This is a genomic window from Arthrobacter sp. BK1, from assembly GCF_056680055.1.
In genome coordinates, this window is sequence record NZ_CM155263.1 from 767,816 (window position 1) to 781,345 (window position 13,530).

At 66.2% G+C, this 13,530-nt stretch carries 13 protein-coding genes; 5 read left to right on the forward strand and 8 right to left on the reverse strand.

What is annotated here, in order from left to right; genetic code table 11:
• Positions 1-76: 76 nt before the first annotated feature.
• Positions 77-1,576 carry a YibE/F family protein gene (locus AC1MCA_RS03475; protein WP_479801214.1) on the reverse strand — a complete coding sequence of 500 codons (1,500 nt, stop codon included), beginning with the start codon at positions 1,574-1,576 and terminating at the stop codon, positions 77-79.
• An 83-nt stretch (positions 1,577-1,659) separates the two neighbouring features.
• Between AC1MCA_RS03475 and AC1MCA_RS03480 the strand changes: the two genes are divergently transcribed.
• Complete coding sequence (locus AC1MCA_RS03480) at positions 1,660-2,412, forward strand: alpha/beta hydrolase (RefSeq protein ID WP_479801216.1); 753 nt, start codon at positions 1,660-1,662, stop codon at positions 2,410-2,412.
• 59 nt (positions 2,413-2,471) lie between these two features.
• On the opposite strand, the gene AC1MCA_RS03485 is transcribed toward AC1MCA_RS03480, so the two are convergent.
• The 3 genes from AC1MCA_RS03485 to AC1MCA_RS03495 all read right to left on the reverse strand — a co-directional run bounded on the left by AC1MCA_RS03485 (position 2,472) and on the right by AC1MCA_RS03495 (position 6,025).
• Positions 2,472-3,515, reverse strand: a complete 1,044-nt coding sequence (locus AC1MCA_RS03485) for a GNAT family N-acetyltransferase (protein WP_479801218.1) — start codon at positions 3,513-3,515, stop codon at positions 2,472-2,474.
• A gap of 2 nt (positions 3,516-3,517) precedes the next feature.
• A complete protein-coding gene (locus AC1MCA_RS03490) occupies positions 3,518-4,903 on the reverse strand; it encodes a glycine--tRNA ligase (RefSeq protein ID WP_479801220.1) in 1,386 nt (461 codons plus the stop codon).
• A gap of 141 nt (positions 4,904-5,044) precedes the next feature.
• Positions 5,045-6,025 (reverse strand): DMT family transporter, encoded by a 981-nt coding sequence (locus tag AC1MCA_RS03495; RefSeq protein ID WP_479801222.1) that lies wholly within the window; start codon positions 6,023-6,025, stop codon positions 5,045-5,047.
• Positions 6,026-6,058: 33 nt separating this feature from the next.
• On the opposite strand from AC1MCA_RS03495, the gene AC1MCA_RS03500 reads away from it, so the two are divergent.
• The gene (locus AC1MCA_RS03500; RefSeq protein WP_108599939.1) at positions 6,059-6,292 is read left to right on the forward strand and encodes an RNA-binding S4 domain-containing protein; all 234 of its coding nucleotides are present in this window, start codon (positions 6,059-6,061) and stop codon (positions 6,290-6,292) included.
• A gap of 120 nt (positions 6,293-6,412) precedes the next feature.
• On the opposite strand, the gene AC1MCA_RS03505 is transcribed toward AC1MCA_RS03500, so the two are convergent.
• Positions 6,413-7,063: an alpha/beta hydrolase gene (locus AC1MCA_RS03505; protein ID WP_479801224.1), complete on the reverse strand. Its 651-nt coding sequence runs from the start codon at positions 7,061-7,063 to the stop codon at positions 6,413-6,415.
• A gap of 116 nt (positions 7,064-7,179) precedes the next feature.
• Here AC1MCA_RS03505 and AC1MCA_RS03510 point away from each other — a divergent pair, with 116 nt between their 5' ends.
• The 3 genes from AC1MCA_RS03510 (at position 7,180) to AC1MCA_RS03520 (ending at position 9,901) form a co-directional block, all read left to right on the forward strand.
• Positions 7,180-8,007, forward strand: a complete 828-nt coding sequence (locus tag AC1MCA_RS03510; RefSeq protein ID WP_479803277.1) for an SGNH/GDSL hydrolase family protein — start codon at positions 7,180-7,182, stop codon at positions 8,005-8,007.
• 138 nt (positions 8,008-8,145) lie between these two features.
• Positions 8,146-9,393, forward strand: a complete 1,248-nt coding sequence (locus AC1MCA_RS03515) for a winged helix DNA-binding domain-containing protein (protein ID WP_479801226.1) — start codon at positions 8,146-8,148, stop codon at positions 9,391-9,393.
• A gap of 13 nt (positions 9,394-9,406) precedes the next feature.
• A complete protein-coding gene (locus AC1MCA_RS03520; protein WP_479801228.1) occupies positions 9,407-9,901 on the forward strand; it encodes a hypothetical protein in 495 nt (164 codons plus the stop codon).
• A gap of 6 nt (positions 9,902-9,907) precedes the next feature.
• On the opposite strand, the gene mmsB is transcribed toward AC1MCA_RS03520, so the two are convergent.
• The 3 genes from mmsB to AC1MCA_RS03535 form a co-directional block, all read right to left on the reverse strand.
• A complete protein-coding gene (gene mmsB / locus AC1MCA_RS03525; RefSeq protein WP_479801232.1) occupies positions 9,908-10,816 on the reverse strand; it encodes a 3-hydroxyisobutyrate dehydrogenase in 909 nt (302 codons plus the stop codon).
• An 88-nt stretch (positions 10,817-10,904) separates the two neighbouring features.
• Complete coding sequence (locus AC1MCA_RS03530; protein ID WP_479801236.1) at positions 10,905-12,023, reverse strand: zinc-binding dehydrogenase; 1,119 nt, start codon at positions 12,021-12,023, stop codon at positions 10,905-10,907.
• A gap of 9 nt (positions 12,024-12,032) precedes the next feature.
• Complete coding sequence (locus tag AC1MCA_RS03535; RefSeq protein WP_479801241.1) at positions 12,033-13,412, reverse strand: MFS transporter; 1,380 nt, start codon at positions 13,410-13,412, stop codon at positions 12,033-12,035.
• Positions 13,413-13,530 lie beyond the last annotated feature (118 nt).

Here is a 13,530-nt window from a genome sequence, read left to right on the forward strand (position 1 = left end):
CCGTCCATTGTCTCAAAGACGGACAAATCGGCGGGCCGCCCGCCCACGGGAATGCTCCGGGGGGGCAGCAAAAGCGTCAGCCGCGGTCTGCGCGGCGTCCCCGCCGGGTCTCCGGCACGTCGGGGTCGGCACTGCGGTTCCCGGCATCGGCACTGCGCGTCCCGGCGTCGGTGATTGTTCCCTTCGTTGCCCGTCGCGAGCGGCTGCTGGCAGCCGCCGCTGCGAGCGCACCGGTATCGACGACGTCGTCCGGGTTGATCGAAGGATCACCGGCACCGGTGCGATGCCGGTCGTCCGGACCGCCGCCGGCCGTTCCAGCCACTTTGATGCCCGTGGCCTTGACCACCAGCACTGCGATCAGGGTGGTGACCGGGATGGCGAGCACCAGGCCGATGGAGCCAACCAGTGTCCGGATGACTTCCTCCGAAAGCTCGGCGCTGGTCAGGGTGTCCCCCAGCGGGCGGTCGTAGAGCATCACGATGATCAGGATGGGCAGCGCGGCGCCTGCGTACGCGAACGCGATGGTGTAGACCGTGGAGGCGATGTGGTCGCGGCCGATCCGCATGGCCGAGGAGAAGAGTTTCCGGGCGCTGGTGCCCGGCGCCAGTTCGTAAAGTTCCCACACTGCCGAGGACTGCGTGATGGTCACGTCGTTCAGGACGCCCAGCCCGGAGATGATGAGGCCGCAGAGGATGACCCCGGAAATGGAGATGTTGGCCGAGGTGTTGATCAGTGTTGTGGCATCGTGGCTGCCCACCCCGGCGAGGTTGGCTGCGTCGGTGGCCCAGGCGGCCAGGAGCGCGGTGATGGCCAGGCCGAACATGGTGCCCAGCAACGCGGTGGATGTCCGGGCAGAGAACCCGTGGGCAAAATAGAGCACCCCGATCATGATCACCGTTGACCCCACCAGCGCCAGCAGCAGCGGCGGTTTGCCCTCCACCAGGCCCGGCAGCATAAAGCCGGCCAGGACGAAGTAGGCGCCCACCAGCCCCACAAGCGCCCGGAATCCCCGCCAGCGCGCCACGGCGATAACCACTGCTGCGTAGAGGATCGAGAGCAGCACGATGGGCAATGTCCGCACGAAGTCCACGAAGATGAAGGCTGGGGAGCCCTGAGAAGCCCCGGCGCCCGGGGCGTTGGACAGGTTCAGGTACCTGATCTGGTCGCCGGGCTTCACGCCGTGGGATTGGGCCACTTCCGGGTTGATCACCACTTTGACCGGGCTGCCGCCCTGATCCGGTTGGGTATTGGCAAACATGCAGTCGGAGCCCTGGGGGGCCTCGCCTTCGGTCTCCGACGGCAGGGTGCCGGTGGAGCCCTGCATGCAGCTTTCCTCAACAACGCTCTGGATCTTCCCGGTATCGAAGGTGACCCCCGGCGCGGCCGAATACGGGCTCGCGAGGGTGATCCCCTCCTTGGAACCGGAGGGCCACAGCATCGCCATGGCAGCAAGGGTCAGAAGCGTCAGCGGCACCAGCACGGCTGCCAGGATGCGGTTTGCTTTCCTTCGCGCGGCAATCGCTTCTGCTGTTGGCTCCGAATGGCCTATGGGAGCGTGGGAGTGACCGGACCCCATCAGCAGTAAATCCTCATACCTTGAACTCTACGTCCGGCACCATAGGGTTGATAAATGGGCGGCAGGAACCGAAAGGAACCAGCGTGACGAACGGCAAGACTGAGCAGCACCGCAATGTACCCGCCACCGAGTCCGGGGCCAGGCAGCAGGCTGTCCTGACGGTCCTCGAGGCTTCGGGGCCCGCCAAGGGTGTGGCCCTGGTGCTGCACGGCGGCAAATCGCACAGCTTCGAACCGGTGGAGGCCCGCCAGCTCAGCCCACTCCGGATGGTTCCCTTCGCCCGCAATCTTCACCGGGCCGGAAAGAACCACGGGCTGGCGGTCTGGTCCCTGAGGAACAGTGTCCGGGGCTGGAACGGCCAGGACATGTCCGCGCTGAGGGATGCCCGCTGGGCCCTCCAGCAGATCAGCATGAAGCATCCGGGGCTGCCCGTGTACCTGGTGGGCCACTCCATGGGCGGCCTCACCGCAGTATGCGCCGCCGATCATCCCCAGGTGGAAGCCGTGGTTGCACTCGCGCCCTGGCTGAACCCCGGCACGCCCGCTTCAAGGGTTGCCGGCCGACGGGTCCTGATTGTGCACGGTACCGGGGACCGGATGACCAGCCCCACGGAATCCCTGAAATTCGCGCGGCGCGCCGCCGAAGAGGCCGCCTCCATGCAGTACGTCTCGATTAAAGGCGCCGGGCACTTCATGATCCGCCGGGTCCGGCTGTGGCACGCCCTGTCCACCGGTTTTGTGATGAAGGCCTTCTGCGAGCACCTTGGCGCCACGGATCCGGCGGCACGTGCCCTTGACGAACTGCTCCCTGAATCGTCCGTGCACGTGACGCTGTGAGCCCTCTCCCCGGCGGGAGGGCATTCAGTTGGCCCGAAGTGCCAGTCAATGACTGAATGTCAGTCCGAGATGACCAGCGTGTCCGCACCGATCTGGCGCGCCCGGCCACTGTCCAGCAACGGCTCGACGGCGGCACGCAAGGCTGCCATGGAATCGTCCAGTTCCAGCATGACGGGGTGCTGGTACGCCAGAAGCGCCAGCAGGTCGCGGACCGCAGCGGCGGCGTCGCCGGCCGCCAGGTTGGGCTCGTGGCCCACAAACACATCGGTGGCCTGGGCATCGCCGTGTGTGGCGGACGCCGTACCGGCCACGGCCATCGGATCCTGGGCTGCCTCGGCATAGCTCACCGCGAACGCCCGGATCCTGCCCTTCCGGCTCGGGGCCACGCCGGCACCGAAGGCGGATTCCGGTTCTGCCCGCAGGACGATTGCGCCGTGAGCACCGGTGAGATCGTCCAGGAAAAGCTTCTGCACCTGCCCCGCCGACAGCACCCCGGGCGAATCCCAGCCGTGGATGGAGGTGTAGTAACGCCCCACCACGTCGGTCAGCTCAACGGACCCGGTAGCGAGGTCCATGACTACGTCCGAGCCGGCGTTTTCATCGTTTGCCGGCCCGCCGCCGTCGTTCTTTGCGGGGAACACCGGAAGCTTCAGGGCGCCGGGCTCCACCACTACAAGGCGGGACCGCTGGATGGGTGCCAGCCCGGCGGCCGTGGCGAATGCCTCCCCGGGGGTGCCGGGCTGCACCTTCGCCCGGAGCCTGGTGACGCCCGACGGGGACTGTTCAGCTTCGCGGCGCAGCATGGCCAGGAGCGTGGCGCCGATGCCGGCGCGGCGGTGGTCCCGGGCCACCTCGATGTAGGCCCAGAGCCGTTCAGGGTGCAGCGAGGCCTCGTAGACCACGCCCGCTGCCACCGGGATGCCGACGCCGTCGATGACGTCCTCGGCCACGATGGTGCGGCGCCACGGCGTTCCGTCCGTCCCGGCAGAGGAGACGGTCAGTGCGCCGCGGAACTGCCGGGACTGGTCCGTTTCCGGTCCGCCCCAGACCTCCAGCAGCGCCAGGTCATCTCCCTCGCGCCAGGCGCGGTATTCGATGGCCACGCTCAGGCGCCGATCAGGCGTGCGGCCAGGTAGCCTTCCACCTTGTCCAGGGAAACCCGTTCCTGGCTCATGGTGTCGCGCTCGCGGATGGTGACGGCCTGGTCATCGAGGGTGTCGAAGTCCACAGTGATGCAGAACGGGGTGCCGATCTCGTCCTGGCGGCGGTAGCGGCGGCCGATAGCGCCGGCGTCGTCGAAGTCGATGTTCCAGTTCTTGCGCAGCTGCGCGCCCAGGTCCTTGGCTTTCGGGGAGAGGTCCTCGTTGCGGCTCAGCGGAAGCACGGCGGCCTTGACCGGTGCCAGGCGCGGGTCCAGCCGCAGCACGGTGCGGACATCGACGCCGCCCTTGGCGTTGGGTGCCTCGTCCTCGGTGTAGGCGTCCACGAGGAACGCCATGAAGGAGCGGGTCAGCCCGGCGGCGGGCTCGATGACGTAGGGCGTGTACCGCTCGTTGGTGGCCTGGTTGAAGTAGCTCAGGTCCTGGCCGGAAGCCTTGGAGTGGGTGGAGAGGTCAAAATCGGTGCGGTTGGCGATGCCTTCAAGCTCGCCCCACTCGGAGCCCTGGAAACCGAAACGGTATTCGATGTCCGTGGTGCCCTTGGAGTAGTGGCTGAGCTTCTCCAGCGGGTGCTCGAAGAAGCGCAGGTTCTCCTCGCGGATGCCCAGGCCTGTGTACCAGGACATGCGCTCCTTCATCCAGTACTGGTGCCATTCCTCATCGGTGCCGGGCTCGACGAAGAACTCCATTTCCATCTGCTCGAACTCGCGGGTGCGGAAGATGAAGTTGCCCGGCGTGATCTCGTTCCGGAAGGACTTGCCGATCTGGCCGATGCCGAACGGCGGCTTCTTGCGGGACGTAGTGAGGACGTTGCTGAAGTTCACAAAGATGCCCTGGGCGGTTTCGGGGCGCAGGTAGTGCAGCCCTTCTTCGCTTGCCACGGGGCCCAGGTAGGTCTTCAGCAGGCCGGAGAATTCCTGGGGTTCGGTCCATTCGCCGCGGGTTCCGCAGTTGGCGCAGGAAATGTCCTTCAGGCCGTTTTCTGCGGGGCGGCCCTTCTTTTCCTCAAACTCTTCCTCGAGGTGGTCGGCACGGTAGCGCTTGTGGCAGGACAGGCATTCCACCAGCGGGTCGGAGAACACGTCCACGTGGCCGGAGGCTTCCCAGACCTGGCGGGGCAGGATGACGGAGGAATCCAGGCCCACTACGTCTTCGCGGCCGCGGACCATGGACTGCCACCACTGGCGCTTGATGTTTTCCTTCAGCTCCGCGCCAAGGGGCCCGTAGTCCCAGGCAGAACGGGAACCACCATAGATTTCACCGGCCTGGAAAACAAAGCCCCTCCGCTTGGAGAGGGAGATGACCTGATCGAGAACGGATTTAGGTGCCATGGGTGGAACTCCAATTTCTACAGGGCCGCTGGGTGCGGTCCGCGGTTTATCTGGCCCGCTGCACGTCGGTGCATCACCGCAGGGTGCGGGCGGGGCGGGGCGAAGGAAACGAAGGGTGCGGCGTAAGTCGCGTGTCCTAGCCTACCGGCCCTGTCTCCTGAAGGCGCCCCTGGGCCAGGGCAAGGTGGCCAGGATGATGGCGGCCAGGGTCAGCAGTGTTCCCAGGACGGTGGCGGGGGCCACTACGGTACCCGGGGACGGAACCAGCAGGTCCAGGCCCAGTGAACCAAGAAGCTGCCCGGCGATCATGCCCAGTCCGGTGACAAGTACCCCCAGGCTGCGCACCAGCAGCGCCCCCACGCCGATGAAGACGCAGCCCATCGGGCCGCCCAGGTAGTACCACCACTCGGCGGGAAGCGGGTTGCCCGGCCCGGACAGCGCCAGCTTGGCGCCCCACGCAATCCAGAGCACGATGGCGCCCGCCACAAAATTCACCAGGGTGGCAGCTATGGGTGTGCCGTAGTGCATCGTGGCTGTTCCGTTCATGGCCTGCTGGAAGCTCATCAGGAACCCGGCGAGAACGGGCAGCAGGAGTGGGAGCAGCAACGACCCGGGCCCCGCCCCGGCCTGGTCTGCGAAGCGCGGCGACACCGCCCAGGCCACGGCTGCAATTGTGAGGACGCTGCCGATGACCCGGATGCCGGTCACGCGTTTTTTGCCGGCCGGCCCGATCCCCAGCCGGTCCACGAGCAGCCCGCTCAGCGTCTGGCCCGTGACCGTGGCCACCGTAAACAGGGCCACCCCCAGCAGACCCACCGTGAAGGACTGGGCAAACACAAAGAGCGCTCCGATCCCTCCGGCCAGGACATACACCGGCGGGAAGGCACGGCTGCGGACTGCGGGTATCACCCTGGCCAGGCCTGCGCGCCCGGCGGGCAGGCCAAGGGAAATCACGGTCATCAGCACCAGCCCTGTGCTGAAGCTGACCACCGCGGCGGCCATTCCGTCATCCAGGCGGGCACCGAGTGCGCCGTTGATCCGTCCCTGGACGGGGATGGCCAGCCCGGCTCCGACGGCCAGCAGGAGTCCTGCGGGCAGGGGCAGCCGGCGGGTGGGGGTCATTGAAAGTACCTTACGTCAGGCATTATGGCTTGTATGAGCAATCAGGACATCGAAGAGATCCCCATCCGTGACAGCATGATCCGCCTAGGACAACTCCTCAAGCTCGCCAATCTGGTGGAAGACGGCGTGGAAGCGGCTGAACTGATCAAGAACGGTCTGGTGAAGGTCAACGGCGAGATCGATGACCGCCGCGGCCGCCAACTCCACAACGGCGACACCGTCACCGTCAACTCCCAGACCGTGAAGGTCGTGGCGCCGGAAGCCTGACCCGCAGCGGACCCTGACCCAACCCTCCGGGCAGGTGCGGGCGGCACTGTGCCGCCGGCCGGCGTCGCCCGTTACATGTTCAGGGCACCGGTTGTTCAGCCCGTGAGGTGTCCAGCACAGTTACTTGTTCAGCACCTCATGGGTCAGGAACTCGGACACATGCCCGATCTCCTGCTGGTTGATGCCGTGCCACATCCCCGTATAGAGCACCTTGGTCAGGTGGACGTGCTCACGGACCCAGCCCATGGTGTATTCAATTTTGTCCGGTGTGATCACCGGATCCTGCTGGTCCCGGCCCCAGAACAGCGGCACTGTGCCGTCCAGCTCGCCGTCCCGGAAGCTCGGATCGCCGTCTGCGTTGACTACGAAGCCGGAAAGCCCGACGACGGCAGCGTAGTCCGCCGGCCGCTGCCGCAGGAGCGTGGTGGCCATGGCCATTCCCATGGAGAAGCCGAGAAGCGTCACCGACGGATGGTTGGCCTTGACGGCGTCGATCCAGTCCTGGACGTAGCCGGCCGCCTGCTTGACGGCGTCGAGCGAGTATTCCACTGATGCCGTCAGCGGGAACCACATAAACCCCGGGCCGGTGGGCAGCGGGGCACGGAGCGAGGCCACCGCAAAGTCCGAAGGCAGCAGATCCGCCAGGCTCAAGAGGTCCTGCTCGTTGGCCCCATAGCCGTGCAGCAGCACCAGCAGCGGCTTTCCTGAACGCTGGTCCTCGGGCAGGGACCACATCACAACAGGGGCAGGAAATACTTGGGCTTCAGTCATGGTTTCCATTCTTACAGTTACCCATCGGTAACTACCTACGGTGGCGTAGCCAGAGAACGAAGAGGCAGGATAAGACCGTGAGTGAAGCAGAAGCCCGGCAGAGTCCGCCCCTAGCCATGCAGGCGCACCCCTGGACCAGGTACGTGGCCATGGGGGATTCCTTTACGGAAGGGATCGGGGACAAGGAGCCAACCAGCCCCGGTGGGTACCGCGGCTGGGCTGACCGCGTGGCCGAGGAGCTTGGCCGGAGCCAGACGGATTTCGCGTACGCCAACCTGGCAGTCCGCGGGCGGCTCCTGCAGCAGATTGTGGATCAGCAACTGGCTCCGTGCCTGGCGCTGAAGCCGGACCTCGTGACGCTTTCAGCCGGCGGCAACGATCTCATCAGGCCCGGCGGTGACCCCGATGCCCTGGCCGAGAAACTCGATTCCGTCGTCCAGATCCTTTCCATGGGCGGGGCCACAGTGGTCCTGTTCAACGGCCCGGACACAGGCTCTTCGGTGCTGGGGCGGGTGCGCAGCAAGGTGGCAATCTACAACGAGAACCTCCGCACTGTGGCCGCCCGCCATGACGCCATCATCGCGGACATGTGGTCGCTCAAGCAGCTGAATGATCCCCGGATGTGGGACGAGGACCGCCTGCACTTTTCGCCCCTGGGCCACCACACCATCGCCGCCATGGTGCTTGATTCGCTGAACGTCAGCCACACTCTGGAGCCGCTCCTGCCCAAGCCCCTGCCGGTCCGCACCTGGCGCGAAGCCCGGACCGAAGACCTGGTGTGGGCACGCACGCACTTTGTCCCATGGGTGGTCAGGCGGCTGCGCAACCGCTCCTCCGGAGACGGCATCACGGCAAAACGCCCGACACCGGGCCCCGTGTTCGGCCCCGGCGTCCCGCTGGGTTCCGGCGAGGGTCCGCTGGGCACCACCGACGCCCGCCGCTAGCGGCCATTCCGGCGGACGCGACGCCGCAGAGGACAACGGATATCGGGCGACGCCGGACCGGATAACGCCGGTCAGCGCAACGCAGGTCAGCGCGACGCAGGCGAAAGACGACCCAGGAGCACCCGAGAGCAGGTAGCCATGGACCCGGACGAGGTTGTGCGGCGGCGGCTTGCCGCCCAGCTGCTTCGCGGTCCCGGCCTGGCGTCCCCCGAGGACGTGGTACGGCACCTGGTGGCCGTCCAGGCCCAGGAATTCCCGTACGCACGCTGGAGCCTGGCGCAGCGCACGCGGCTCGCAGGCGCAGACCCGGTTACCGCAGGGGACGTTGAGCAGGCCGTGGCAGAGGGGTGGATCCTGCGCACCCACATCCTCCGCCCTACCTGGCATTTTGTGCACCGGGACGACCTCCGCTGGCTGATGACTTTGTCCGCGCCGCGGCTTCACCAGGGCAATGACACCACTTACCGCAGGGTGGGAATTGACGCTGCCACGGCCGGGCGCAGCACGCAACTGCTGGCCGACGCTGTCCGGGGCGGCCGGCACCTGACCCGGGACCAGCTCGCAGCGCGCCTTCGGGATGCCGGGTTCGACGCGGTTGGCCTGAGGCTCGCCTACCTGATCATGTACGCCGAAGTCAGTTCGGTCCTGGTCAGCGGCGCACCGGTGCGGAGCCCGGGCGGTGCCTTGAAGCAGACCTACGCCCTCTTCGACGAACGTGTACCCCCTGGCCCGGCCACACCCATCACACGGGAAGAGGCCCTCGGCCGGCTGGCCCGGCGCTACTTCACGAGCCGCGGTCCGGCCACGGTCAAGGACTGCGCCGGCTGGTCCGGGCTCACGGCCACGGACGTCCGGCGCGGTGTGCAGGCGGCACAGGAAGCTGATCCGGATGCCCTGGCAGCAACGGTGGTGGACGGCGTCGCTTATTATTTGGACGGCGGAACGGGCGGCAGCGGCGCGGAAAACGGTAGAGCGGGCGGCGCCGACGAGGGTGCGGCCAGCGCCCGCGCGGAAGCCGGCACAGCCGCGTCTCTTACCGCCGCTGTACCGCGCATCGACCTGATCCAGTGCTACGACGAATACATCATGGGCTACTTCCCCACCCGGCACTATCTGGGTGGCACCGCCCCCGCCTACCCCACTGCGGGTGAGCCCCTTCACGTGGTGCTGCTGGACGGGCGGATGGCCGGCTCCTGGCGGCACACGATGTTCCCCGGCCGGTGCGAACTCGACATCCGCCTGTCCGGCGCCGGGGATCTGTCGGACCCTGCGCGGGCCAGGGCAGTTGACGGCGCCGTGCAGGATGCAGTGGAGAGGTACGGGTCATTCCTCGGCCTCCCCACCGTCCAGGTGCGCTCCGGGGCTAAGCTGGAGGGACACATATGAGAGGCGCTATACCGTGAACAGCTTGTTTTTCTGGATCATCATTCTCTCGTTCCTGATTCCCATGGCGATGCGGATGTACCGGAAGTCTGTCACCAAGCGGAACCAGGAGCAGAGCTTCACCGGGCGCTACCCTGACCAGTTTCCCGGTGGTGGCCAGTTCCCGGGACAGCAAAGCCGGCAGCCCCGCGACGGTTACACCCAGCAGGATTACATGAGTGGCGGGTTCCGGCAGATCAACAGCCCCCAGCCGCTTCCCCCGGCCGAGCCGCTGCTGCCCATGCAGCCGGTTCCGCCCATGGACCAGCAGTTCCCGCCTTACGGGCAGCCGGCTCCCGGACAGTCCGCGGGAGCGCCGCAGCCCCCCGCTGCCCCCGTGACTCCCCCGCCGCCGTCGGCCCCCTTGGGCTTCCGTGCACGGAAGCTTGCCGAACTTGACCAGCAGTACAGCAACGGCGAGATGCCGGTGGATGAGTACATGAAGCGCCGCTCCGAAATCATGGACGGCTAAACCTGCTTAATCCCGTGTGGAGGGATCCAGCGAGCCGTCGACGACCTTGATGATCATGGAGCAGTCCTTGCCGGACTCACCGGCATCGATGAGCTTCTGGAAGAGCTGCTGGACGTGGCGGCCGATTTCGAGCGGTGTACCGGTGTCCTCGGCGGCACTGATGGCCAGGCCGATGTCCTTGTTCGCCAGCTCTGCGGTGAACGTGGGGGCGAAGCCGTTGTTCGACGCTGCCGTGGGAACCACCCCCGGCACCGGGTACCAGGTGCGCAAGGCCCAACTGTCTCCCGAAGAGACGGAAGCGATGTCCCAGAACACCTGCTTGTCCAGGCCCAGCCGGTCAGCCAGCACGGCGCCCTCGGCGGTGGAGGCCAGGTTGATGAAGAGCATGAGGTTGTTGCAGATTTTGGCGGCCTGGCCGGTGGTAGCGCCGCCGGTGGGGATGATGTTCGCGGCCATGGGCCCGATATAGGTAGTGGCATCTCTGACGGCACTGTCCTCACCACCCACCATGAAGGTCAAGGTTCCGGCCTCGGCCCCGCTCACTCCACCCGAAACCGGGGCATCCACAAAGCGGAAGCCGGCGGCAGCAGCGGCGTCGTGCAGTTGCTGTGCGGAAGCGATGTCAATGGTGGAGGAGTCCACCAGGAGGGTGCGCGTACCAGCATGTGCCAGGACGCCGTCTTCGCCCAGGTAGACGGCCTTGGCGTGCTCTCCCTTCGGCAGCATGGTGAAGACGACATCCGCACCCTGCACTGCTTCCTCGATGCTCTTGGCCGGCTTCACACCTTTGGCTTCAGCGGCTGCGACGGCGCCTTCGTTGAGGTCGAAGCCGCGGACATCGTGGCCTGCCTTCGCCAGGTTTGCGGACATAAAACCGCCCATGTTGCCCAGGCCAATCCAACCAACTACAGCCATCAATAAGCTCCTTTGCTTTGTGCCCGGCAGTACGCCAGGGCTTTCCGAGTCATTCATCACACCGGCCGAACGGACCGGATGCGCACCCTCAGGCCTGGAAAAGCCGCCGGACGACTTTTCCGGCGCTGAGGGCGTCAAGGCCCTCATTGATCTCGTCCAGCGGCCTGGTGTCCGTGTGCAGCAGCTCCACCGGCAGCCGTCCCTCGCGCCAGTGGCGGAGGTAGAGGGGTATGTCCCTTTCAGGCACGGCGTCCCCCATGTACGAACCAAGCAGGCGTTTGCCCGCTCCCGCGAACTGCAGTGCCGGCACGGTCAGTTCGGTCGATGGGTGCGGCAGCCCGACCGAAACAACGGCACCGCCGCGTGTCACGTGTTCCAGGCACGAAGCAATCACCCGGGCCGACCCGACGGCTTCGATGGCGATGTCCACGCCGTCACCCGTGGCCTCGGCGATCAGCCGCGCCGCATCGTCGGGCGTTCCCACGGCTGTGGCCCCGCAGTCCAGCGCCAGTTGGTGCTTGTCAGTATTGGGATCAATGGCAATCACTGACGAAGCGCCGGCAAGGGCGGCCGCCATGACCGCGGAAAGACCCACGGCACCCAGCCCGAACACGGCCACGGACTGCCCCGCCTTCAATGCTGCAGTATTGAGCACAGCGCCCATTCCGGTGAGGACAGCGCAGCCGAACATCGCCGCAACGGTGTCCGGCACGTCGTCGTCGATCACCACCACTGACTCCCGCGCCACCACCGCGTAGTCCGCGAAGGCGGAGACGCCGAGGTGATGGTTGATGCGCTCCCCCGCCCTCGTCCGCAGCAACGCTTCCCCGTGGAGCAGGTCACCAGAACCGTTGACCTCAGCGGCCCGGTGGCACAGCGCGGGCCGGCCGGCGGCACAGGCGCGGCACTGGCCGCAGCTGGGGACGAAGACCAGCACCACGTGGTCGCCTTCCCTGACGTCCCCGACCCCCTCACCCACCGTTTCGACCCGGCCCACTGCCTCGTGGCCCAGCGCCATCGGCAGCGGCCTCACCCGGGAACCATCAACCACGGACAGGTCCGAATGGCAGAGACTGGAGTAGGTGATGGCCACCCCCAGCTCGCCGGCCCGGGGTGCGGGCCGGTCGAGTTCCTCCACCACCAGGGGCCTGGCTTCCGTGTAGCTGGTGCCCGCAGGAACCGTGGAGTACAGGACGGCTGCTCGCATGCCCGGCCCCTACTTCTTGTTAGCCAGGAGGTCCGCCGTGCCCTGGGCATCAGCGGCATCGACGTCGTGCAGTGAGATGCCCCGGGTTTCCTTGAGGAAGAGCACGGAGACCGCCGTGACAACACATGCAGCCAGCAGGTAGAACGCCACCGGCGTGGAGGAGCCGAAGTTGCTCAGCAGCGCGGTGGCGATGATCGGAGCCAGTGAACCGGCCACGATCGAGGTCACCTGGTAGCCCAGGGAAACGCCTGAGTAGCGCATCCGGGTGGGGAACATTTCCGCCATGATCGACGGCTGGCCGGCGTACATCAGTGCGTGGAAGAGCAGTCCGACGATGATTGCCGCGAGGATGATGAGGTCGTTCGCTGTGTCCATCATGGGGAAGGCGAAGAAACCCCAGGTTCCGCCCAGGATCGCACCGGCCATGTACACCGGCTTCCGGCCGAAGGCATCGGACATCTTTCCGACGAGCGGGATGGCCAGGAAGTGGATGAAGTGCGCGATCAGCAGCAGGAGCAGGATCCGTGAGGTGTCGGTCTCGACGACGATCCTCAGGTAGGTGATGGAGAAGGTGACCACCAGGTAGTAGAGGATGTTTTCGGCGAAGCGCAGGCCCATGGCGGTGAAGACGCCGCGCGGGTAGCGGCGGAAGACTTCGGCTACACCGTAGCCCTTCTTCTCCTCGGTGACTTCCTTGCGGGCCTCCAGGAAGATGGGGGCGTCCTGGACTTTGGTGCGGATGTAGTAGCCGATGATGACGATCACGGCGGAGAGCCAGAACGCCACGCGCCAGCCCCAGCCGAGGAAGGCTTCCTGGGAAAGTGTGGAAGAGAGGGTGAACAGCACACCGGTGGCCAGCAGGTTCCCTACCGGGACTGCGGACTGAGGCCAGCTGGACCAGAAGCCGCGTGACCGGTCAGGGCTGTGTTCGGCAACCAGCAGAACAGCCCCGCCCCATTCACCGCCGACTGCGAAGCCCTGGACAAAGCGCAGGAACACCAGCAGTGCCGGTGCCCAGTAGCCAATCTGGGCGAACGTGGGCAGGCAGCCCATCAGGAACGTGGCGACACCCACCAGGATGATGCTCAGCTGCAGCAGTTGCTTCCGGCCGAATTTGTCACCGAAGTGCCCGAAGACGATTCCGCCGATGGGGCGGGCAACGAAGCCGACGGCGTAGGTGACGAAGGCTGCGATGATCCCGTCCAGCTCTGTCCCCGAGTTGGGGAAGAACATTTTGCCGAACACCAGGGTGGCCGCGGAGGCATAGAGGAAGAATTCATACCACTCCACCACGGTGCCGGCCATGGAGGCTGTAACGACTTTCCTCAGGCCGGAAGCCTTAACGTCGGGTTCGTCTACGCGCCTTGCGGCGGGGTTTTCCATGCTCATGATGAACTCTCCTTCGGCATCACCTTCGACACCACTGGGACCAGCCTTTGGCGGCCGGGCACGACGCGCACCACGGATCGCCGGATCCAAAGAGTATGTTCCGCGGGGGAGATAACAT